Genomic DNA, 24085 nt, shown 5'->3' with positions numbered 1-24085 from the left:
ACATTCAATTACAAGACTTAATCCTATTGTGATGAAAGATGAATTGAGTACTCTGCAACAGACTGTACTAAAGGATTATAAGTATGGATTTGTTACAGACATAGAAACAGATACGGTACCGAAAGGGCTTAATGAGGATGTGATACGCCTCATCTCTGCTAAGAAAAAAGAACCCGACTGGATGCTCGAATGGCGGCTCAAGGCCTACGCAGGCTGGCTAAAAATGGAAGAACCCAAATGGCCTAATGTTGCCTACCCCCCTATCGACTACCAGGACATCATCTACTACGCTGCCCCGCAACAAAAACCAAGTTTAAACAGCATTGACGACCTCGACCCGGAACTAAAACGCACTTTCGACAAGCTGGGAATTTCCCTTGAGGAACAAAAACGTCTTAGTGGAGTTGCTGTGGATGTTGTTATGGACAGCGTTTCGGTAGCAACTTCCTTTAAAAAGCAACTGGAAGAGATAGGAATAATTTTTTGTTCAATGGGTGAAGCGATTCAAAATCATCCTGAACTGGTAAAAAAATACCTCGGCTCTGTAGTTCCAATGACCGACAACTACTTTGCAGCCCTGAATTCCGCCGTGTTTACTGATGGTTCTTTTTGCTATATCCCAAAGGGCGTACGCTGCCCCATGGAACTTTCCACATATTTCCGCATCAATGCAGAAAACACCGGGCAGTTTGAACGAACCCTTATCATCGCTGAGGATGAGAGTTATGTGAGCTACCTGGAAGGATGTACCGCCCCTATGCGGGATGAAAACCAGTTACATGCCGCTGTTGTAGAACTTGTAGCTCTTGAAAAAGCAGAGATCAAATATTCCACCGTTCAAAACTGGTATCCCGGTGACAAGGAAGGCCATGGCGGTATCTATAATTTCGTAACCAAACGGGGGATATGCCAGGGTTACAGATCAAAGATCTCCTGGACGCAGGTGGAAACCGGCTCTGCCATAACCTGGAAATACCCCAGCGTGATCCTGAAAGGAGACAGCTCTATCGGAGAGTTTTATTCCATTGCCTTGACTAATAACTATCAGCAGGCTGATACTGGCACAAAAATGATCCATTTGGGAAAAAACACTAAAAGCCGTATAGTCTCAAAAGGAATTTCTGCCGGGTTCAGTAATAACAGCTACCGGGGCCTGGTCAGGGCCAGTAAATGGGCTACTAATGCCCGAAACTACTCGCAGTGCGACTCGCTATTATTAGGCGACCGCTGTGGCGCACACACATTTCCATATATCGAAGTAAAAAATAACAGCTCGGTAGTTGAGCATGAGGCAACTACTTCTAAGATTGGGGAAGATCAGCTCTTTTACTGCAAACAGCGAGGCATAGACAGTGAAACGGCTGTTGCTTTGATAGTAAATGGCTTTGCCAGAGAAGTGATGAATCAGTTACCAATGGAATTTGCCGTTGAAGCACAAAAACTTCTGGCAATCAATCTGGAAGGAAGTGTTGGATAAAGCTGATAGTAATTTCATTCTTTAAACAGACTCTTATGTTATTAATCCAAGATATACACGCAGAAACAGACGGAAAAAAGATATTAAAAGGCGTAAACCTGGAAATTAAGGCAGGTGAGGTCCATGCCATTATGGGCCCGAACGGGTCGGGAAAAAGTACCCTGGCATTAGTACTGGCAGGACGAGAAGAATATGAAGTAACACAAGGGCGCATCACCTTCTTTGGAAAAAACCTGCTGGAGCTTTCACCTGAAGATCGTGCACACGAAGGAATGTTCCTCGCATTTCAATATCCGGTAGAAATCCCAGGGGTGAGCACCACACAATTCATAAAAACGGCGGTCAACGAAAACAGGAAGTATCATGGAGAGGCTCCGTTAGATGCCGTTGCGTTCTTAAAGTTAATGAAGGAAAAAATGCGTCTGGTAGATATGGATCAGTCACTGCTTACCCGCTCTATGAACGAAGGATTTTCGGGGGGTGAGAAAAAACGGAATGAAATTTTTCAAATGGCTATGCTTGAGCCATCACTGGCCATTCTGGATGAAACCGATTCCGGTCTCGATATCGACGCGTTGCGCATTGTTGCTAAAGGCGTAAATACCCTGAGAAATGAGAACCGGGCGATCCTGCTTATTACACATTATCAGCGCCTACTGGAATATATTGTCCCCGATTTTGTCCATGTCCTGTACAACGGCCAGATCGTTAGATCAGGCACAAAAGACCTGGCTCTCGAGCTGGAGGAAAAAGGTTATGATTTCATCCGGGAGGAATCAGAAAGTTCTGTCTCCGCAACTCAACCAGAAAATATTTCCAAAACATGATTGAATAAATCTTATGATCGATCTCAGCTACATTCAGAAAAGATTTGACCAGCTTCAGGCCAGTCATCCCAACGATGAGCTGGCCAGCCTGCGTACCGAAGCGTTCAATAGGTTTACTCGCCTGGGCATTCCAGGCTTACGCCATGAAGAATGGAAGTATACCAATGTTAGTAATCTTTTTAACAACGAGTACCAACAGGCGCTATCGGCGTCTGCGTTGTCGGGCATTGACCAGTCCTTTCTGGATTCCATACGCCTACCGGGAAGTACCGACGCAGATGAACTTTTTTTTGTGAATGGTCGCTTTATTTCCAGCCTTTCTTCCATCAGGTCGTCCAATGATGAATTAATCGTAATTTCCTTGCCGGAAGCTCTGAAAAGCGATTTTGCCGCGATAGTTAAACAACATCTCGGACACAGTAACCGCTACCTGGAAGACGGTATTCATGCACTTAACACCTCTTTCATCAACGACGGTGTTTTTATTTATGTGCATCCCCATCTTAAGCAGCCGGGCGATTTGAACCGTCCCCTTTATTTCTACCATATTTCAGACGTGAGGGATAATCATATCCTTTCTCAACCTCGTAATTTAATCTTTGCAGCCGGAGGATCCAGGATACAGATCACCGAAACTTTTGCAACTATAGGTACCATGGATAACCTCAGCAACCAGGTTTTGGAAGTAGTGGTTAATAAAGATGCTTATGTAGAATATTATAAGATACAGAATACTGTTAATGCCAACCAGATCAGCACTACGCACTTTCACCAAACCGGCAAAAGTTATGTACATGCATTAAGCCTTACCCTTAATGGGGGAACTATCCGCAATAACACTAATCTTATTCTGGACGGCGAAGGTTGCGATTCGCACCTTTACGGTTTGTATTTAATAAACGGACGAACACATGTAGACAACCATACCCTTGTGGATAACCGTCAGCCCAATTGTTACAGCAAAGAACTTTATAAAGGCATTATGGATGAATATGCTACCGGCGTTTTTAACGGCAAGATAAAAGTTGAACGTCTGGCGCAGAAAACGAATGCTTACCAATCTAACAAAAACATTTTACTTTCAGACCATGCCAGCATCAACACAAAACCACAGTTAGAGATTTTTGCTGACGACGTGAAATGCTCTCATGGTTGTACCGTTGGAACTTTGGATGAAAATGCCATGTTCTATCTGCAAGCCAGGGGCATTCCCCAGCAAAACGCTAAAGCCCTTTTACTAAAGGCCTTTGCCATGGATATCCTGGTCCAGATTAAACCCGACCGGCTCCGAAATTATGTTGAACAATTGATTTCTGACCGGCTTTTGATCAACGAATGAGCAAATTATCATGAATAACACAGTATCACCGGCTCTTGATGTCAATACTATAAGAGACGCTTTTCCAATCCTTCAAAGGCAGGTCAACGGCCATCCGCTGGTCTACCTCGATAATGCAGCCACAGCTCAAAAACCATTGAGTGTTATCGATGCAATAAGTGACTATTATAAAGGGTATAATGCCAACATCCATCGCGGCATCCATCGCATGGCCGAGGAAGCAACAACAGCTTTTGAAGCCACCCGAAAAACTATCGCGCGGTTTATAGGTGCTGCTTCTTCTGACGAGATCATTTTTACCAGAGGTACTACCGAGGGAATAAACCTCGTAGCGTATACCTGGGGAAAACAGAATATCAACAAGGGTGATGAAATAATTATTTCCGAAATGGAACATCATTCTAACATTGTACCCTGGCAAGTTCTATGTCAGGAAAAGAATGCTGTTTTAAAGATCATCCCTGTAGATGACAATGGAGAGCTTAGCTTTGAAATCTTCAAAAAGCTACTTACCCCCCACACAAAACTTGTTTCCATCGTTCAGGTTTCCAATTCACTCGGAACAGTCAATCCCGTGAGAGAAATCATCGAGGAAGCTCATAAAGCTGGGGCCCGGGTTTTAATTGATGGCGCACAGTCCTCAGTTCACCTCGATATTAATGTTCAGGACCTGGATTGCGATTTCTTCGCTTTTTCAGGGCATAAAATATACGGACCTACAGGAGTAGGTGTTCTGTATGGGAAAAAAGACCTGCTGGAAGCAATGCCTGTATTTCAGGGTGGAGGCGAAATGATCAATGAGGTAACCTTTAAGCAAACTACATACAATGAACTCCCTTATAAGTATGAAGCAGGAACACCGAATATAGCAGATACTATCGCTTTGAAAACAGCGATCGACTTTGTAGAAAGTATTGGGAAGGACCTGATCAGAGAACATGAGGTAGAACTGGTAAAGTACGCTACTCGGCAATTGGAAGATATCTCAGGTCTTAGAATTATTGGAAAAGCGAACAACAAGGTAAGTCTGGTCTCGTTCGTCATTGATAACATCCATCCTTCTGATATTGGCACACTGCTCGATAATATGGGCATCGCTGTTCGCACAGGACATCACTGTACACAGCCACTGATGAAACGTTTCGACATTCCAGGCACAGTGAGAGCCTCATTTGCCATGTATAACACTTTTGAAGAAGTGGATGCCCTGGTGGCCGGGGTTCATAAAGCCGTAAAAATATTATTATGACATAATCCTATGAACGATGATAAAAGCATATCAGAGATCGAGCAGGAGATCATTGAGGATTTTGCACTGTTCGACAGTTGGGAAGAGAAATATGAATATATAATCGATCTCGGGAAAAAGCTCCCTCCGCTGGAAGAGGAGCATAAAATAGATGAGAACAGGATCAGAGGCTGCCAATCGACAGTATGGCTGATTGCCAGATACGATAATGGTAAGATCTACTATAAGGCGGAAAGTGATGCCGTGATTGTAAAAGGTTTGGTCAGCTTGCTGATCCGCGTTTTGTCAGGCCACTCACCGTCCGAGATCTTAAATTCTAAACTCGACTTTATGAAAGAGATAGGCATGACCACTCATCTCGCCCAAACCCGGTCTAATGGGCTGCTTGCCATGGTCAGGCAGATGAAAAACTATGCGATCGCCTTTAGCACAATAAATTCCACTGTTGACAAAAGTTTATAATATTATGGATTCCGCTGAACTTAGAGATAAAGTAACCGAGTGTTTACAGACCATATTCGACCCCGAAATCCCGGTAAGCATCTATGAGTTAGGACTTATATATGAAACACGTATCCTGCCCATTAACAATGTTCAGATAGTCATGACCCTCACAGCTCCCGGTTGTCCGGCTGCCCAAACACTTCCTGCGGAAGTGGAAAGAAAGATCAGGGCAATTCCCGGGGTAAATGAAGTACACGTAGAAGTGGTTTGGGACCCACCCTGGGACCGTGAAATGATGTCGGATGTTGCAAAACTGGAGCTTGGATTCCTGTAAGGGAAATCTGTTGTAAATTTCTCGGTCTATAAATTAAACTTAATTAATTTTCCTGAGTCTTACCTGAACCAAACTTAGCACTTCAGTATGAAAGTTATTTTACGTTTTGCGTTCAGCTTGTTCGTTCTCCTGACGGCTGGCTTTTTTCTCACATCCTTTTTATATGAGAAGCCCAATAAAGCTAAATTTAGTTTCCCTTATAAAAAAGCAGGGCTTAATGACCGCCAGGCTGCAGCACATTTACTGAGCCGGTTCAGCTATGGTACAAGGCCAGGCGATATTGATGCAGCAGTAAAGACTGGTCTGGAAAAATGGTTCCTGGAACAGCTTACAGCGAAGCTTAAAGACGACTCTTTAAACTTACTTCTGGATCAATATCCAGCAATGAAACTCAGTAATTCTGAGATCGTAGAAATTTACCCCAGAGGTGGTCAGGCCGCGCGCATGGCTATTAAAGACGGCTTCATCCATAAAGACTCAGTCGGTGCAGACAGAAAATCGTATAGGGTTCAGCTGAATGCCTATATGCAAATAAAGGGTCTAAAGCCTCAGCAAGACTTATATCGCCAATTCATTAGTCAAAAGATATTGCGGGCCTCATATTCTAACAATCAATTGCAGGAAGTGCTTACCGATTTCTGGTTTAACCATTTCAATGTCTCGCTTGACAAAGGCCAGTGTGCTGAGTTTATCCCCGCTTACGAAAGAGATGTGATCAGGCCTAATGTGTTTAAAAAGTTTGATGATCTTTTATTGGCCACAGCAAAATCGCCCGCAATGCTACGTTACCTGGATAATTTCAGCAGTGTTGGTTCTTCTTCAGAATCCTATAGCAAACGTCTCAATTTCTACATGTCAGGCAAAGCCGACACCAATACCAAAGAGTATAAAGAAATTCAAAAACTTAAACAAACAGCTAAGAACAAGGGGCTTAATGAAAACTACGCCCGCGAAGTAATGGAGCTTCATACCCTGGGGGTGGATGCAGGCTATACGCAGGATGATGTGACGCAGGCAGCCCGGGTGCTTACAGGCTGGGGCATATATCCCATGAACGACGGATATGGTGGAAATGCATTAAAAAAGAATCTGGCAAGGCAGGGAGAGGAAAAGCTGATACAGAAAGGTTATGTAATTGACGGCGATTTTCTTTTTTCGCCAGACAGGCATGATAAAAAGGAGAAAGTGGTGCTAGGAAAGCGGTTTCCTGCCGGCGGAGGCTATGAGGAAGGTGTCGCGCTTTTAAATATGCTTGCTAGCCATCCCTCCACCGCCAAGTTTATTTCAAGGAAGATCGCAGTTCGCTTTGTAAGTGATAACCCACCGCAAAGCCTTGTAGATAAAATGGCTAAAACCTTCCAGGAAAAAGATGGAGATATCAGACAAGTGTTGATCACCATGGCTACAGCGCCTGAATTCTGGAGCGAAGATGCCTTACGAGAAAAAACTAAATCACCATTTGAACTGGCGATCAGTGCCGTACGGAGTCTGGATGCCGAAATCAGGCAACCCTACCAACTCTATACCTGGATAACGAAAATGGGCCAAAAGGTTTATTACTACCAGGCTCCAACCGGTTTTCCCGACAGAGGTAATTATTGGATAAACACAGGGTCTTTATTAAACCGGATGAACTTTGGATTAGCGCTCGCCTCGCAGCGAATCCCCGGTGTGAAAATTAATCTGCCGGCCCTGAATAATAGCCGTGAGCCTGAAAGTGCTGAGGCTGCCTTGGTCACCTACAGTAAAATGATCATGCCTGAACGAAATCTAACCGAGACTATTAAACGGTTAACGCCTATGTTAAGCGACCCACTCCTCACAAAAAAGATTGCGGACGCCGCAGCTAGGACTAAAGCGCCATCTGAAAACAACATGAGTATGATGAATGAGGACGCGGTGATCATGTATGAAAGTGAGAGGCCAGTAAAAAAGGTTAAAAATTATGATGGTGCTAATGTTAATGTCCGGCAAACTGCAGTCGCCAATAGTACAATGCTGGCTCAGGTTGTTGGCGTAATTATTGGTTCTCCGGAATTTCAACGTAAATAAGCAAAAGGCAGCAGAACTAGCTCGTCATGCCGAATTCATTTATTCATTTCGGCATCTCTTGAACCAGGGATTAGACAAGAGGTCCTGAAACAAGTTCAGGATGACGAAGAAATAAGCTCAGATTCAGCTCGTCACTCCTGTCTGTAGTGTTGTGGGAATGGCAAGGGTGGCAGACTACAGATTCATAAATAAAAAAAGAGTCTCTGACTCGCTGGGTATTAAGGATATCGCTTTAACGAGTCGGAGACTCTTATCTATTGCTGAATCCATAGAGACCCTGCGGAACTCTACGGACAGTATTTTTAAAATAGAATAAAAAACACTCATTATGACATCATCACAAATAACTGGGTCTAGCCCAATTAACTAAAAAACTAAATACCATGACATCATCACAAATAACTGGGTCTAGCCCAATTAACTAAAAAATTAAATACCATGACATCATCACAAATAACTGGGTCTAGCCCAATTAACTAAAAAAACTAAATACCATGACATCATCACAAATAACTGGGTCTAGCCCAATTAACTAAAAAACTAAATACCATGACATCATCACAAATAACTGGGTCTAGCCCAATTAACTAAAAAACTAAATACCATGACATCAAGAAGAGGTTTTCTTAAAGCCGGCGGCCTGGCACTTTTCGGCATCGGGATAGGTGGAATTCCAACCTTTCTTTCTGAAGCAGTAGCCGGAATAAAAGCCCCCGGGCTCTTTCAGCGCAAAAAAATATTAGTATGCATATTCCAGCGCGGCGCAATGGATGGTCTAATGGCAGTAACGCCTTTTACTGATCAGTATCTCAAAGCCGCCAGACCAGGCTTATTTATGTCTGCCGCAAAAACCACTACGGGACGCCCTCTATTCGACCTGGACGGCCGCTTCGGACTGCATCCGTCCATGGCCGCCTTCGAGCCGATGTTCCGCGAAAAGCGCCTTGCCATAGTACACGGAATTGGCTCTCCCAATAATACCCGCTCGCATTTCGATGCACAGGATTATATGGAGTCAGGCACCCCCTTTAAAAAAGGAACTCCAAGCGGATGGCTCAATAGGGCGGTAGGCCTCATGGGGCACGAGGCCGCTACGCCCTTTCAGGCAGTAAGTTTAACCTCCTCCCTGCCCCGCTCGCTTTATGGCGATAACCCATCGGTTGCCATCAGTAATCTGCAGGATTTTGGCATCCAGATGAAAGGCAACCAGGCCGGCGCTAACCTGGCAGCACGAAGCTTTGAAGACCTGTATGACGAAACCTCCTCCGAACTACTGCAACACACCGGAAAAGAGAGCTTCGACGCTGTCAAACTGCTTCAAAAAACAAATACAAAAAACTATAAGCCAGCTAATGGTGCTACGTACCCTACATCTGCCCTTGGTAACTCCCTCAAACAGATCGCTCAGCTTATAAAGATGGATGTCGGCCTCGAAGTTGCCTTTGCAGAATCAGGCGGCTGGGACACCCATTTTAACCAGGGCACAGACACCGGCATCTTCGCCAGGAATGTTAACGACCTTAGTGAAAGCATCATGGCTTTCTGGAACGATATGGGAACCCTGCAGGATGATGTCACCGTAATGACCATGACTGAGTTCGGGCGGACGGTAAAACAAAACGGAACAGGAGGAACAGATCATGGACGCGCCTCCTGTAATTTCATCCTCGGCAATGGAGTGAACGGTGGTGTTGTACATGGGAAAGTTAGTCCGCTGGCTGTAGAAAACCTGGAAGATGGTCGCGACCTGGCGGTTACCACCGACTTCAGGAGTGTATTTAGTGAAGTTGCCGGAAAACACCTGAAAATAAATAACAGCGCTGCGATATTTCCCGATTGGGAAGGAACTTCAATTGGGGTGATTAAATCATAAAACCAAATAAGATAGCAACCGGTCGGGGCACCGGTTGCTATCTTATTTATATTTTAATATCTTCCGCTACTATCTTTGCCGACAATAAAGCCAAGTCTAAATAATATATCTTAATATTATATTTTAATATCTTCCGCTATTATTTTCGCTGACAATAAAGCCAAGTCTAAATAATATATCTTAATATTATATTTTAATATCTTCCGCTATTATTTTCGCTGACAATAAAGCCAAGTCTAAATAATATATCTTAATATTATATTTTAATATCTTCCGCTACTATTTTCGCTGACAATAAAGCTAAAGGAATTCCACCACCCGGATGCACACTGCCTCCGGCAAAATACAGGTTTCTAAACTTCGAAGAAAAGTTAGCATGCCTGAAAAACGCGGCAAATCGATTGTTCGAACTGCTACCATACAGGGAACCCTGATAGGACCCAGTTCTATATTCAATGGATCTGGGATCAAGTATCGATTCAGAGCCAATAAACTCCTTGACATCTACACCCAGGTTACGGCTTAGCTTTCGAATAATACATTCTCTCGCCTGTTCAATCAGCTGGTCCCAATCCTGACCAGCATCGGAAGGAACATTTATCATGACAAACCAATTCTCTGCCCCTTCAGGAGCATCATCGTGCTTGTATTTGGAACTGATGTTAAGATAGATAGTCGGATCATCACAGATTTGCTTTACTCCCCAGATAGAGCGGAACTCTTGCTCATAATCTTCACTAAAGAAAATGTTATGCAGATCTAACTCCTGAAATTCTCTGCTTACTCCCCAATAGAAGATAAGCGCTGAGCTGCTGCGCTCCTGATTTAAGATCTTTTCAGGGATATGCGTTTTCAGCAATTTCCTGTAGGTAAACCAAACATCTAAATTAGAAACCACTATATCTGCTGTAAAGCTTCCATTATCGGTTTTGATTCCCTTTACCGTATTCTCTGCTACTACTATTTCCTCTACGGAAGTGCTGTAATGAAAATTAACGCCCAGCTCTTCCGCGAGCTTTACCAGACTCAGGGTGATAGCATTCATTCCTCCCTCAGGGAAAAAAGCGCCAAAGTGCTGTTCCAGATGAGGAATGACATTTAAGGTGGCAGGAGCCTGATATGGATCCGAGCCATTGTATGTAGCGTACCTGTTAAAAAAACGAAGGGTCCGGCTATCGTGAAACATGCTGCTATTCGCCTGGTTCATGGTACGAAAAGAATCAATCTTTCGCAGCTTCAAAAAAGAGAACAAAGTTTTCAACCGGGTATATGTAGCTAAACGATGAAGGGATCGCTCCAAAAAAACATGATGAGTGAGCTTGTAGATCTCTGCCGATTTTTTCAGGAACCGTTTTATTGCGTCTGCGGAATCAGCGGTCTTTGCCTCGAACTCTTCGGCGAGTTTCTCGCTATCAGCCCATGCGCTGATCCGGGTTCCGTCTTCATAAAAATAGTTACAGATACTGTCGAGCTTGCGGTACCGGAAATAGTCCTCTGGTTTACGACCGGCAAGAAGAAAAAGCTCATCGACATAATGAGGCATGGTGAGTAAGCTGGGCCCCGCGTCGAAACGGTAGCCATCTTGCTCTATTTCAGAAAGCTTTCCTCCCGGATAGGAGTTCTTTTCATATATATCAACCTGAAAACCTTTAACCGCCAAACGGATAGCAGATGCGATACCTGCTATTCCAGCCCCAACGATAATGGCTTTAGGCATATCTATTTGTCTTTATTTGCGAAATACGCTACAATAACAGCAAAGATCACCAATGCCGCAATAACAAGTACTCCAAGCTTACGGGAGCTCTTATCTTTCCAAACTATAGAAAGCACAAATGCGATTAGGGGAATTACGAAGACAAGGCCAAACACTATAGTTCCAAAACTCATATAAAATATAGAAAGTATACTGATTTAAAAATCATTTAAATATTCTTAAAAAACCATTCGTGCCAGGGGTGCTACGTCCTGGCCTACAAAGTCGCCTTTAAGAAATTTGTGATAACCGGCAATAGCGATCATTCCGGCATTATCTGTACAATATTGGAAGGGTGGAATAAATACTTTCCAATTTTGCTTTCCGGCCATATCTTGTAAAGCCCCACGAAGACCGGAGTTTGCTGATACCCCACCGGCGATAGCAATATTATTTACACGGAATTCTTTGGCTGCCCGTTTTACCTTGGCCAGCAAGATCGTAATGATCCGGCTCTGAACAGAAGCACAGATATCTGCCATATTTTTTTCAAGAAAATCCGGGTCCTCCTTCTTCTTGTCACGCACAAAATAAAGAATGGAAGTTTTCAAGCCGCTGAAGCTAAAATCAAGTCCCGGTATTTGTGGCTCAGGGAACTGAAATGCCTGGGGATTACCTTCTTTCGCATATTTATCAATCAAAGGCCCACCCGGATACGGCAATCCCAGAATTTTTGCAGTTTTATCAAAAGCTTCCCCGGCAGCATCGTCCATGGTTTGCCCAACAATTTCCATATCGAAATAGTCCTTCACAAGAACGATCTGCGTGTGTCCACCCGAAACCGTTAAGCAGAGAAAAGGAAACTCAGGGGCAGCCCATTCCGGCTGTTCCAGCGGATTGGCAGGCGGTATAAAATGGGCAAGAATGTGAGCCTGCATATGGTTTACATCTATTAATGGGATGTTCCGGGCAAATGCAAATGACTTCGCAAATGAAGTTCCTACCAATAAAGCGCCAAGTAAGCCCGGTCCGCGCGTAAAAGCTACCGCATCAATGTCTTTTTTGCTTATTTTTGCTGATATTATAGCATCTTCGACAACGGGAATAATATGTTGCTGATGGGCCCGCGAGGCCAGCTCAGGGACAACGCCTCCATATTTTTGGTGAACCGCCTGGGTAGCTATAATATTTGACAGCATTTTGCCGTCTTTACATATAGCAGCGGAGGTTTCATCACATGAAGATTCGATAGCGAGAATTGTTGCCAAACCGGATATGTATAATTTTGTTTAAACTGTTTAAAATACAAAACTATTAAAAAAGTACTTAAAATAACTCTTTGGACATTAGCAGCAGTCATTCTTTTGGCTGCTGCTTTTATATTTTCATTGCAGTTAAAGCCGGTACAAACCTATATAGCCAAAAAAGCTGCCAGATATTTATCTGATGAGCTCCACACAACCATTGAAATAAAGAGTCTTTATATTAAGCCTTTCAAGTCGTTGGTGCTCGAGGGCTTGTATGTACAGGATCTCGATAAGGATACTTTGTTGTATTCACCTGAATTTGCCGTTGATCTGAATGTGTTCAACATAAAGCAGAAAAGGATTGGGATTTCCAGCCTTCAGCTGGATAGCGGAAAATTTTATCTAAAAAGCTATAAACAAGGGGGCACTAACCTGCAGTTCATTGTAGATTATTTTACGCCAAAATCTCCTGCGCCTAAAGTTAAAAAGAAGCCCTTCAACATAACCATTGATAAAGTGGTTTTAAATCATATCTCTTTCAAGTACCGCAACTTTAACCGGAATAATGCTTTACAGCGAATTAATTTCGATGATCTGGATCTAAATAATCTCAGCACCACCATACAGAACGTAGATACCAAAAATCACCTGTTTAAAGCCCGCATAAACCAGTTGCAGTTTAAGGAAAAGAGTGGATTTACGCTAAATAACCTTAGCACAGACGCGATTATAGACACCAATAAAATGGAGTTCAAAAACCTGCTGCTGGAAACCCCGCGTTCCTCACTTAGTAACTATCTGCTGTTAAAATATTCAAAGTTCTCGGATTTCAAACAGTTTACCTCAAAAGTCTACGTAAAGTTAAACCTTAAAAGGTCGAAGCTTCATTCAAAAGATATTTCGTTTTTTGCTGACGCTACACGAAAGATGAACCTGGATATTCGTTTAGATGGAACAGTTAGTGGATACCTCAGGGATATTAAAGCCAGGAACTTCTCTGCCAGGGCGGGACAAGCAACTTACCTAAAAGGAAACTTTGACATAAAAGGATTGCCAGCAATCAACCAGACCCGGATGGACCTGCGTTTTGAGCAATTACATAGTAATAAAAAAGATGTTGAATTTCTTGCCAGGGCGATTACAGGCAAAAGCCAAAAGATCCCTCCAATAGCAGAAAAGTTTGGTAACATTAGTTTCAAAGGGAATTTCAAAGGCCTCGTAAAAGACTTTAGCGCCAGGGGAGAATTGAAAACTGCGCTCGGACGGGTGTACTCAGATCTCAATATGAACCTGCAGGGCACGCCAACTTATTCCGGCATTGTCAAGGCCTATGATTTTAACCTTCGGGAATTGCTTGACAGAAAGGATCTGGGGCGTGCAACCTTGTCTGCCCAGATAAAAGGCCGTGGCTTCTCTTTTAAGGACCTGAACGAAGAAATAAAAGCTGAGGCCGCTTACGTCGATTTTAGAGGATACCGGTACAGTAACATCAGCATTAACGGCTCTTTTCATGAGAGCATCTTCCTTGGACAGGTTGACATTAAGGATCGTAATATCCATCTGGACTTCGATGGCAGTATAAACATCCGTAAACAGACGCCTGAATACAACTTCGTAGCAAGCCTGAAAAATACCCGGCTTCATAAGCTGGGTTTCACAAAAGACACCATACAACTGGATGCCGATCTGAGAACAAATTTTACCGGCAACAATCTAAATAATATTCAGGGACACTTCGAGATAAACAGGATCCGTTTATCCAGGCCTGAGAACTCAATTGTTGTCGATTCAGTATACCTCACGGCAAGCGGGGTGGGAACTTCCAGGTCTTTAACCATTAAGTCAGATATACTGGATGCCAGCTTACTCGGCAATTACGATCTGGCCACGCTGCCATCCTATTTTAAATCTGTTGTCAATCAATATCTGCCATCTCTCAAACTTAAAACAGTGCCTTTTGGGGCTCAGGATTTTGAGTTCAGTTTAAAAGTTAAATATTTTGAGCCGATAGCTCTCTTTCTGCTTCCCGAACTGAAGGTACCCGAAGGTGCTGTATTTAACGGAAGGTTCATTTCTGCGGAAAATACGGCTACACTGAATGGCTCCAGTCCTTTGATTGAATTTAAGAAAATACGGATAAATAACCTCATTATCGATGAGTCTACAAGCCCTTCGGCCTTAAACCTGTTTTTAACTGCCGATAGGGTAGATATTACCGATAAACTCTATATCCAGAACATAAACATCGCCAACATCCTTCAAAACGACAGCCTGTCGCTGAACGTTAAGCTATCGGATAAAGACGCTACTAACCAGCTCGATTTAAACGGTCTGGTTGAATTTGCTACCGATACAGCCGCCCGTTTATCGGTTCTGCCGTCGGATGTGGTGATCAATCACGAAATTTGGCGCATCCAGGAGCAAGTAAAGTTTAAATTTGATCAGGGAAAGGTCTTCATTGAAAACTTCGAACTGTTCAGGGATAACCAATTATTAACGCTCGATGGAGTGATCTCACCAGATCCCAAAGATATCTTATATGCCAACTTCAAACAGTTCAAGTTAGCCACATTCAACCCTGTAACCTCGAGTGCAGGGATTTCTTTGTCGGGTGAACTAAACGGAGCGCTGGCGATCTCTTCAATCACAAAAAAAACCAAGATGGAGTCCGACATTAAGATTGACTCCCTGACCATGAACAACACCACAATTGGAGATGTGATGCTAACGGCAAATCTGGACAATGAGACGAAGCTTGTAGATGTGGAGATGAACATCTTGAAGCAGGGTATTGAAACCCTGTTTGCATCTGGAACCTATAACGCCAACTCAGTGAGCAATAAACTGGATATAGACCTGGTTATGAATAATGGGGAAGTGATCATCTTCCAGCCCTTTATAAAAAACCTTGTGTCGAACCTTTCAGGAAATGTCTCAGCACAGCTAAAACTGACAGGTACACCCTTAAATCCGAAGATAAATGGCGGTGCTAGCCTGATCAATACGGGTCTCACCATAAATTATCTGAAAACACCCTATCGGATCAATGATGATGTCACCGTAGATAATAGTGTGATCAAATTGAACGACCTTGAGCTAACAGACATCTACGGCAACAAAGCAACAGCTTCAGGAAGTGTGGATATGACTAACCCTAAAGTACCTGAAATTGATGTAACCCTGCGCGCTACGCGATTCCTTGCCCTCAATACAACCGCCAAAGACAATCCTGTATATTATGGAACGGCTTTCGGCACCGGCACTTTCCGGTTCAGGGGCCCCACTAATAATATGCGGATCGATATCAATGCAAAAACAGAAGAAGGTACTGTTTTCAATATTCCTTTGAATGCGTCAGAGAGGATCGGCAACAGCAATTTCATCACTTTTGTAGCGAAAGATTCAAGCATCACGCCTACCAGGTTGCCTACATTCAGCGGTCTGGTGATGAACTTTGACCTGAAAGTTGATGAGGCCTCCCAGGTAAATATCATCACTGATCTTGGGAAGCTAAACGGTCGTGGTACAGCGGAGCAGCTCAGCCTTAAGATCACCAGTGCCGGCGACTTTGAAATGCGGGGAGACTATTTGATATCCAGCGGGAAATTCGTGTTTACGGCTCAGGATTATATCAATAAGGAATTCGACATCAGCCAGGGTGGCTCTATTCGCTGGACAGGGGATCCGGCCGATGCTCAGATCAATCTTAAAGCGGTTTATGGAGTACGTACCAGCCTCCGAGACCTGTATATAGCCGCAGGAAGAAATGCAGAGCAGCAATCCATCCAGCAGGTGGAAGCCATCATAAACCTGAGCGGGAAACTTACGCAACCGGACATCGTTTTTGACATCAACTTCCCTGCAGACACCTATATTAAGGACGATTTGCAGAATTATTTCAGCAACCAGGACAATAAAAACACACAGGCGATCAGTCTTATTGTAAGGCGGACGTTTACTGCAAATACAGGTCTCTCATCGGCAGCAACGCAAACGATAACCAGCGCCGGTTCTGAACTTATTTTCAACCAGCTCAATTCGATCATTGCACAATCGCTTAACCTGAAAACAGTGGATATTAACTTCAGGTCCCTGAACGACTTCGGCTTATCGGGCCGTTTCTTTAACAACCGCCTGATCCTTACGGGAGGTCTAAGCGACCGGCGTGTTACAGGGAACGACCTCAATGACTTCAACGTACTCGGTGGCAATGCTATTGCCCGTGATATAGAGGCCTCTTACCTGATAAAAAAGGACGGTAGTCTTACTGCAAGAGTGTCGAATAAACTGAACAACCGCAGCGTGTTAACCCTGGCACAGAACCAGGAAGATTATGTAAATGCCATAGGTTTGGTTTACCGCAAAGACTTTGATACTTTCGGAGAATTTCTTCGGGCCCTGATCAACAGACAGCGCCGGCATGAGCGCAGGCGTTCAGATGATCCGCCACTGTCACCTGGTATCCCAACTACAACACCCACACCAACAGCACCAACCCCTCCGCCACCAAACAGAGAGTCGGGACGGTAGCTTATTTCAGAGGATCAAGCGTTAATGAAGCCCTGTTCATAGAAATTAAAACAGTTCAGGCACACGCGGCACACGTGCGCCAGCATACGGCCAGGCTTCAAAATTTCGGTTTTTCCGTACAGAATTCATTCCTTGGTCATCCTGAACTTGTTTCAGGACCTCTTGCCTAAGCATGCCCTTCAAGCATAATTCAAGAGATGCCGAAATAATTCGGCATGACAACCTGCACCAGGCTCTTAATCTACTTCAGACTTTGATCCCGGCGCTGGCCTTAGTCTGTAGCCGGGGCTTAAGCGCCAGGGACTAAGGATCAATAAAAGAGAGTCTCTGACTCCTTAGGCGTTTTGTATAGCGCTTTAACGGAGTCCGAGACTCCTTTTTATTTCTGAATCCTTAGAGCTCCTCCGGAACTCCTAAGGACAGACAAAAGCTTAAATAACGACATTGAACGTGCACCAGCGACGTATGCTTGCAGATCGACGTATGCTAGCGTACGCGTGCCGCGTGTGCTAATCAGATAATATGCTAATCCTCCTTCATAATCAAATGTCCCATTCTATCCCTCTTTGTCTTAAGATACAACTCATTATGAACATTTGAACTTATTTCTATTGGAATATTCTCTACAATCTCCAAATCATATCCAACCAGGCCAGCCCGTTTAGTAGGATTATTCGACATTAGGCGAATTTTGGTAATCCCCAAACTTCTCAGGATCTGAGCACCGATCCCATAGTCACGTTGATCCATCTTAAATCCGAGCTGCAGATTAGCATCAACCGTATCAAATCCATTCTCCTGAAGATTGTAAGCATGCAACTTATTAATAAGCCCTATGCCCCTTCCCTCCTGGTTCATATAAATGATAGCACCTTTGCCTTCCTTTTCGATCATCTCCATCGCCTTATGCAGCTGAGGACCGCAATCGCAACGGCAGGATCCAAAAATATCACCAGTAATGCATGAACTATGAACACGTACCATTACCGGTTCATCAGGCTCCCAACTTCCCTTAACCAGGGCAATGTGATGATCTCCTGTATCCACCTGGGTATAAGCAACCATCTCAAAATCACCCCACTGGGTAGGCAGCTTAACGGCGACTTCCTTTTTGATTAAACTTTCGGTACGTAAGCGGTATGCAATCAGGTCTCTGATAGAGACGATTTTCATATTAAACTTTTCTGCAATTTCTATCAGATCATAAAGACGGGCCATTTCACCGTCTTCCTTCATAATCTCAACGATAACGCCGGCCGGTTCGAACCCCGCCAGAGCTGCCAGGTCAATTGCCGCTTCGGTATGGCCTGCTCTGCGCAGTACTCCACCTTCTTTAGCCCTCAAAGGGAAAATATGTCCCGGACGTCCAAGCTCTTCCGGTTTGGTCGCCGGATCAATTAATGCCAGCACGGTTTTAGACCGGTCAGAAGCAGAGATCCCGGTAGTACAGCCATGTCCAATAAGATCAACGGAAATGGTAAAATTAGTTTCATGAGTGGCGGTGTTATTGCCAACCATTAAATCAAGTTTTAACTCATCGCAGCGCTCTGCTGTAAGCGGGGCGCAGATCAAGCCTTTGCCATGGGTAGCCATGAAGTTAATCACTTCTGGTGTAGCATTGGCAGCGGCAGTAAGGAAGTCACCCTCGTTTTCACGATCTTCATCGTCAACCACGATTATAACCTTACCAGCCTTGATTTCTTCTATAGCTTCTTCTATTGTACTTAACTTCACTTTCATTATAACGCAAATTTACGTTTATCTTAGGTAGAAACCGACTCGGTATATAATTGAAAGGTAAATAATAAGGGCCTAAAAAAAATTCAGGAACGCTGAATCCTTCAGATCAATTAGCCTTTACTTTTTTAAATCGCCTAAATAACTTCTGAAACAATTGCTTGTAATAGTCTACATCAAAAAGAACAGAGTCTGCCGCAGCTTTATAAGTTAAAAATGCCCCGAGTGGCGAAAGCACGATGATAGCAATCCACATCCCCAGCGCCGGGTCGACAGAGCCTTCACGAGCCGATTTCTCACTTATAGTAGAAATGATATGAAATATCAGGAAAAACACGATCGATACCACCACAGGCAGCCCTAATCCTCCTTTTCGGATGATAGCGCCTAAAGGTGCACCAATGAAGAACAATACCAGGCACGAAAAAGCCAGAGTGAATTTCCTGTGATATTCCACAATATACCGCCGGACACTTTTATCGAATGTGCTTTGTTCCTCACCTTTAAGGTTCAGATTTTCGGCCAGGGTTCTTACCTGGGTCTGGGCATAACTTATTGCCTGCCCATGCGATTCTTCAGGAAGTGTCTTAAGAATCGACCCCTTATAAGCCTTTGCCTTAGTATTATTTTTTAGCTTGAAATTAGAATACGAAAGCCTGTACATAGGCAGCAAGCCGGATAACACTGTGGTTGCATTACTATCGGCTTTTTTCATCGTTGAATCGCGATAATAGTTCAACTGCCTCAGGTTAAGCATGGCATAATTACTCTTAAACAAGTTTTCATCTGTACGTTGCATTTTAAAGCCTGACAGATCAAACTTTTGCTCAGTCTCCTTAAAACGATACCGGTAAAAACGCTGACGAGGGTTATAAACTCTATCACCCGATTCCTCAACATACCGTGCACCATTATGTAATTTCAGAACTAGAGAGCTTTCATCGCTGGTTTTATACATTTTACCACTATCGGCCATTAGCACCGTTAGGTTTCCATTAGTTGCACTATGATCGTAGATCAGGATCTTATGTAGTGTTTGTCCGTCCTCACCCTTTTTCTGAACCTTAATGGCGTAACGATCGATACTATTATTAAAAACTCCTTCCTCAATCAGAAAGGCTGTTTTTTGATTTCTTACATCCCATAACAAGGACCCCATTTTCAAATTTGCCACCGGCAGCATGTAATCTGAAAACAAGAAGGCAGAAACACTTAATGTGGATACCAGTACTATTAAAGGCATCATTGCCTTAGGAAGAGAAATTCCGGCCGCTTTGATAGCCACCAACTCATAATTTTCGCCAAGACTGCCGAAGGTCATGATAGAAGATAATAACATCGCCAGGGGTAAAGCCATAGCTACGTTTGTGGCTGAGGCATACCACATCAATTCCAAAATCACATACCACTCAAAGCCCTTCCCGATAAGATCATCGATGTATTTGAATAAAAACAACATCAACAACACGAACATCACGATGAAAAAGGTAACAATAAAAGGACGAATAAACGCCTTAATAACCAGCAGATGGACTTTCTTCACTATGCAAACTTAGAGAAAATTTTTGCTATGAATTTCATAGAAATAACAAAATACACCTCGCAGGACTTTGCTCCGATTAAAAACCAGAGCACTTTCACCATACATTATCTTTAAGCGCCGAGCACACTTATTAAGTATTGAATTTGATTATCCCAGATCAGCTTCCGCTCTTCCAGCGCATCTTCAGGAGCGAAATCCGTAATTGCAAGTGCAACATCGTTGGTCAGCTCGTCCTGGATCACCTCCATTTCAAAATAGCAATGCGGCTCATCCTCCAGCCATTTAAATTTTACTAATTTATTTTCCTTCGCTGAAAGAAGCTTCGCTTTATGTTCTTCATCATCCCAAACAAATGTATACACCTGGTCTCTATAAGATACATCATCCGCAAACCATTGAGCCAGAGCATTTGGCTCGTTTAAAAAACTATAAAGAATTTTAGGCGATGACTTGATCTCGTACTCTAAATTAAATTTCTTTTTTTCTGACATTCTGTTCCTTTTCTCTAGCGAGGCGTTTTTTTAGATTTCTTTTTTAAAGAAAGGTAATTTAAACTATATTTGCAAACCCTTTCGGAAAGCATGTTAAAAAATGCTAGAAAAAGGAAGAAGTTTACAAAACTTAAAGACGGCGGGGTAGCTCAGATGGTTAGAGCGCAGGATTCATAACCCTGAGGTCGGCAGTTCGATCCTGCTCCCCGCTACTTAACTCTCAGCGAGTTACGCGCAACCTTCAGCGACGACAAAGCACTTATCGCCAAATCGTCGCCAAAGGATGCACTCAAAACCAAAATCGTCAACTCTTTCAAGCTAACATCGGAAAGTATATATAGAGTTTTATCTGGACGATGAACGCTTCCGGGAATACTATGGAAAAAACCGGATCAGTGCCAAAATCTGTGGACTAAGCAAAAATCTTCATGAGTCTCAATATAAGCAAACACCACAAGCGCTGCCTGCTCTTTACGCTTCAAGCGTAAGAGTTGGGGAGGCTAAGCATGTTAACGCCTATCGTCATGCCGAATTTATTTCGGTATCTCTTGAACTATGTGCATGATGCCCTGTTTAAGTCAAGAGGTCCTGAAACATGTTCAGGATGACGAAGAAATGATGCCCACAACTTTTCCGCTTGACCCCTCGTTACCAGCATGTTTATGCTGTCAATTACCATGTTGTATTTTCGGTTTCAATCTCTTTAATTGAAACTAGTTCGTTCAATATTTGTATATATTTTGTATATATACAACTTCATTTGTATATTTGCGATACCCTGTCAAGGTGAAGGCCTACGTTCCACGTGGGAGCTTTGTAGCTTAGACGGGGTTTTTCTTTTTATTTGAACCGGGTTGTATCTATTTTGTGATTTTTAGGAACGAAGTTCCAGTGTCTGTATTGATGAAGCCATCTGTCTTCAGGTGTTCCGCCCGTACTAACTCCAATGTTAAATCCAGGTCTAATCGTGCGAATCTGTTTTAAAATATTTTTGTAAAGGGTTTCCTTTGCTATTGTTTTCTTTCCTCTTATCCGGGATCCTTCCGGTTTTGCTTTATGAAGATTATTTAATCTAAATCCCATAGACCCCAATATTATGTCCATCCCTTGAAGAATAACATGCTTTTTGGAATCAACGTCAACTATATCCTCTCTTCTTATCAGGATGTTGGATTTTACAAAACCGGGGAGTGATTGAATACCAAATATTTCACTTTTGAATGCTTCACATCTTAGTTTATTATCCGGCAGTTCATCAAAATAAAGTCTAAGATATTTCCTCTCCTTCGAGTCATCTTCTGGCAGAGACATGAATCCAAAAGCATGTTTTATAAATTGATAGTACAGAAGGAAGAAACCATTATCTTTTTGTCTTTCCGTTAAGTTTATAGCTTCATAGGCATTTTGGCGAAACATTAGCCGTAGCTTGATATCTCCGGATCTGATCAACTCGAAGTAAGCATCGATGAAATTGATGTATTTTTCTAGATAACCGCCGCTAACTTTATTCCATTTTATTTCGTTATACAAATTAAGCTCAACCTTTTTTGCTTCTAAAGTACTAACAATACGTTCATAATTCTGTGATTCCACTAAAGCACCACCGTAGAAATCTGAATAATACTTTCCTTTTTCTATCGATTCATCACAGTAAAGAAAGAATTCCTTCGCCATAAGAATTCAAATATACTTGTAACTCCCGGAAACTGTCTGAATAAAATCCAAACATTCTAATTTGAAACGTTAGGATTTTTCTACTTCCTTAATCGATTCAATGGTGCATTGAGGCAATTGGGCTGATGCTGACCTGCTAAATTCCTTTGGTCATTCCATTTGCCGCAACGATTGCAGAGAAGTCGAACTTAGATGAGTTATATAAAGTTCGAGCTTGAGAAAACTTTTGAGAGTGGCAGGAAGCCCCAGACTGTTACGTACGGTCAGATTATATTAAAGTTGGTTAAAAAGATTCAAGGTTAGTCCTAAAATCTAAAATCCACCCGCAAATGCAAAGGCATTATAAAACAAAAGGGCAGGCCACTTCGCGACCTGCCCCTACATCACTGATTCGATTAAGTGCAATAAGCAAGTGAAATACTTGTCTTAAGCTTCGAGACTATAGCGTCTTGCGGCTGGATATTCTTTTTTAGCGCTTTCAAATGTGCACTCACACAACTTACTTTCAGATTAGAAAACAAATCCTCATAGACGGAAATGTGATTAGCCAGATCGTCAAGCATATTAAAGTAAACCTCCAAACTGTGTTCTAATTCCAGGCGTTTTTCTCTTAGTTCAAGGGATGTAGGCATGAACATTAGACTTTGACTTTCATCTTTAACACAGGAGACAACCGAGTTACTTTCTAATAATGCCGCTATGCTCTCCAATTGATGCAATGCGTTTACCAGATTCACGTGTCTTGCTTTGTTGATGCCATTCATGATAATAATAATTTAAATCGAGAGAAAGGTTTTGCCTGATGGCCCCTACCTCCTAAAAGTATCAATTAAATTTTCTACGGCAATCTGCTCCTCTTGCTGATCAGAAGCTGGTACGTACCGGGCAAATAGACTCTGGACATCGCCGCCCTGGTACCATCCTCCTGTTGTAGGCAATTGAGCCTGGATATAACTAAGCTCAAATCGATTCTGAATCAGAAACTCCTTAGTCCCCGCCTTTAACAAGAACACATAAAGCTCCGTACCATCCAATGGCTCAATTTCCATAAAATCAACCCATTGTTTTGGCTGCACATTTCTGGCTAAATATTGCATGCCGTTAACATCGCCTGAAGCATCTCCATATACAATATCTACCGGCATGTTTGCTGGAAAATCGAAATAAAAGGCAATTTGCTCTATCCCCGGCCGTGGTTCAGGATAATTGTACGTCTCACTAACCTTTACCCCATCATACCAAATGGTAAACGGTGGTATTGTTTTTGTCGTATCCTGTTCAAACACCTTCGAATAAAGCACCTTGCTGTCCCCTTTCTTCTTCAAGTCCATAATTACTGGGCCTTCTTTATCAAAAATCATTCGCCCGCTATAAGTAACACGTCCATGAAACTCTCTCACCTTTTTGCCATCGAAATACTGCTCAATAGTATCTCCAAGGGCAAAGCCCCTGAATTCAATTGTTTTTGTCGCCCTAACCGGTTTCACAACTAAGTCACCGGACTCCTTGCATGCGGCAATGCATATGCTAATTATTATTCCAAGAACAAAAAACTGCGTTTTCATTTTTAAA

Annotated in this window: 18 protein-coding genes and 1 tRNA gene; 10 read left to right on the top strand and 9 right to left on the bottom strand. The window is 42.9% G+C overall.

Features of this window, described 5'->3' with window-relative positions; translation table 11 throughout:
* Window positions 1-31: 31 nt before the first annotated feature.
* From sufB to J3P37_RS12340, 8 genes are all read left to right on the top strand, one after another.
* Window positions 32-1477, top strand: coding sequence for a Fe-S cluster assembly protein SufB (gene sufB, locus J3P37_RS12375; RefSeq protein ID WP_256011509.1), 1446 nt, complete (start codon window positions 32-34; stop codon window positions 1475-1477).
* 35 nt (window positions 1478-1512) lie between these two features.
* Window positions 1513-2304: a Fe-S cluster assembly ATPase SufC gene (sufC, locus tag J3P37_RS12370; protein WP_256011508.1), complete on the top strand. Its 792-nt coding sequence runs from the start codon at window positions 1513-1515 to the stop codon at window positions 2302-2304.
* Window positions 2305-2317: 13 nt separating this feature from the next.
* Window positions 2318-3643, top strand: coding sequence for a Fe-S cluster assembly protein SufD (gene sufD, locus J3P37_RS12365; RefSeq protein WP_256011506.1), 1326 nt, complete (start codon window positions 2318-2320; stop codon window positions 3641-3643).
* A 10-nt stretch (window positions 3644-3653) separates the two neighbouring features.
* A complete protein-coding gene (locus J3P37_RS12360; protein ID WP_256011505.1) occupies window positions 3654-4892 on the top strand; it encodes a cysteine desulfurase in 1239 nt (412 codons plus the stop codon).
* Between the two features lie 9 nt (window positions 4893-4901).
* The gene (locus J3P37_RS12355) at window positions 4902-5354 is read left to right on the top strand and encodes a SufE family protein (protein WP_256011504.1); all 453 of its coding nucleotides are present in this window, start codon (window positions 4902-4904) and stop codon (window positions 5352-5354) included.
* Between the two features lie 4 nt (window positions 5355-5358).
* Window positions 5359-5670, top strand: a complete 312-nt coding sequence (locus J3P37_RS12350; RefSeq protein ID WP_256011503.1) for a DUF59 domain-containing protein — start codon at window positions 5359-5361, stop codon at window positions 5668-5670.
* Between the two features lie 87 nt (window positions 5671-5757).
* Window positions 5758-7722, top strand: coding sequence for a DUF1800 domain-containing protein (locus J3P37_RS12345; RefSeq protein ID WP_256011501.1), 1965 nt, complete (start codon window positions 5758-5760; stop codon window positions 7720-7722).
* 604 nt (window positions 7723-8326) lie between these two features.
* Window positions 8327-9595: a DUF1501 domain-containing protein gene (locus J3P37_RS12340; RefSeq protein WP_256011500.1), complete on the top strand. Its 1269-nt coding sequence runs from the start codon at window positions 8327-8329 to the stop codon at window positions 9593-9595.
* A gap of 256 nt (window positions 9596-9851) precedes the next feature.
* Here J3P37_RS12340 and crtD read toward each other — a convergent pair whose 3' ends face one another.
* From crtD to tsaD, 3 genes are read right to left on the bottom strand one after another with little or no spacing between them, the layout of a single operon-like run.
* Window positions 9852-11312 carry a 1-hydroxycarotenoid 3,4-desaturase CrtD gene (gene crtD / locus J3P37_RS12335; protein ID WP_256011499.1) on the bottom strand — a complete coding sequence of 487 codons (1461 nt, stop codon included), beginning with the start codon at window positions 11310-11312 and terminating at the stop codon, window positions 9852-9854.
* Window positions 11313-11314: 2 nt separating this feature from the next.
* On the bottom strand, window positions 11315-11485 hold the full coding sequence (locus tag J3P37_RS12330; protein WP_256011498.1) for a hypothetical protein: 171 nt from the start codon (window positions 11483-11485) through the stop codon (window positions 11315-11317).
* A gap of 45 nt (window positions 11486-11530) precedes the next feature.
* Window positions 11531-12559 carry a tRNA (adenosine(37)-N6)-threonylcarbamoyltransferase complex transferase subunit TsaD gene (gene tsaD / locus J3P37_RS12325; protein WP_256011496.1) on the bottom strand — a complete coding sequence of 343 codons (1029 nt, stop codon included), beginning with the start codon at window positions 12557-12559 and terminating at the stop codon, window positions 11531-11533.
* A gap of 96 nt (window positions 12560-12655) precedes the next feature.
* Between tsaD and J3P37_RS12320 the strand changes: the two genes are divergently transcribed.
* Window positions 12656-17068: a translocation/assembly module TamB domain-containing protein gene (locus tag J3P37_RS12320; RefSeq protein ID WP_256011495.1), complete on the top strand. Its 4413-nt coding sequence runs from the start codon at window positions 12656-12658 to the stop codon at window positions 17066-17068.
* Between the two features lie 525 nt (window positions 17069-17593).
* Here J3P37_RS12320 and J3P37_RS12315 read toward each other — a convergent pair.
* From J3P37_RS12315 to J3P37_RS12305, 3 genes are all read right to left on the bottom strand, one after another.
* Entirely contained in the window at window positions 17594-18808 is a 1215-nt protein-coding gene (locus J3P37_RS12315) for a bifunctional 3,4-dihydroxy-2-butanone-4-phosphate synthase/GTP cyclohydrolase II (RefSeq protein WP_256011494.1), read from the bottom strand.
* 106 nt (window positions 18809-18914) lie between these two features.
* A complete protein-coding gene (locus tag J3P37_RS12310) occupies window positions 18915-20348 on the bottom strand; it encodes an LptF/LptG family permease (RefSeq protein ID WP_256011493.1) in 1434 nt (477 codons plus the stop codon).
* Window positions 20349-20458: 110 nt separating this feature from the next.
* Window positions 20459-20839, bottom strand: a complete 381-nt coding sequence (locus J3P37_RS12305; RefSeq protein WP_256011492.1) for an START-like domain-containing protein — start codon at window positions 20837-20839, stop codon at window positions 20459-20461.
* Window positions 20840-20977: 138 nt separating this feature from the next.
* On the opposite strand from J3P37_RS12305, the gene J3P37_RS12300 reads away from it, so the two are divergent.
* A tRNA-Met gene (locus J3P37_RS12300) sits at window positions 20978-21051 on the top strand.
* Window positions 21052-21679: 628 nt separating this feature from the next.
* On the opposite strand, the gene J3P37_RS12295 is transcribed toward J3P37_RS12300, so the two are convergent.
* The 3 genes from J3P37_RS12295 to J3P37_RS12285 all read right to left on the bottom strand — a co-directional run bounded on the left by J3P37_RS12295 (window position 21680) and on the right by J3P37_RS12285 (window position 24078).
* Window positions 21680-22513 (bottom strand): DUF3800 domain-containing protein, encoded by an 834-nt coding sequence (locus tag J3P37_RS12295; RefSeq protein ID WP_256011491.1) that lies wholly within the window; start codon window positions 22511-22513, stop codon window positions 21680-21682.
* A gap of 395 nt (window positions 22514-22908) precedes the next feature.
* A complete protein-coding gene (locus tag J3P37_RS12290; protein ID WP_256011489.1) occupies window positions 22909-23277 on the bottom strand; it encodes a hypothetical protein in 369 nt (122 codons plus the stop codon).
* A 45-nt stretch (window positions 23278-23322) separates the two neighbouring features.
* Window positions 23323-24078, bottom strand: a complete 756-nt coding sequence (locus J3P37_RS12285) for a hypothetical protein (protein WP_256011488.1) — start codon at window positions 24076-24078, stop codon at window positions 23323-23325.
* Window positions 24079-24085: the final 7 nt, after the last annotated feature.

The sequence above is a fragment of the Desertivirga xinjiangensis genome (assembly GCF_024436435.1).
In the GTDB taxonomy this organism is placed as follows: Bacteria; Bacteroidota; Bacteroidia; order Sphingobacteriales; family Sphingobacteriaceae; genus Desertivirga; species Desertivirga xinjiangensis.
This window is presented reverse-complemented; position numbering and strand designations above follow the sequence as displayed.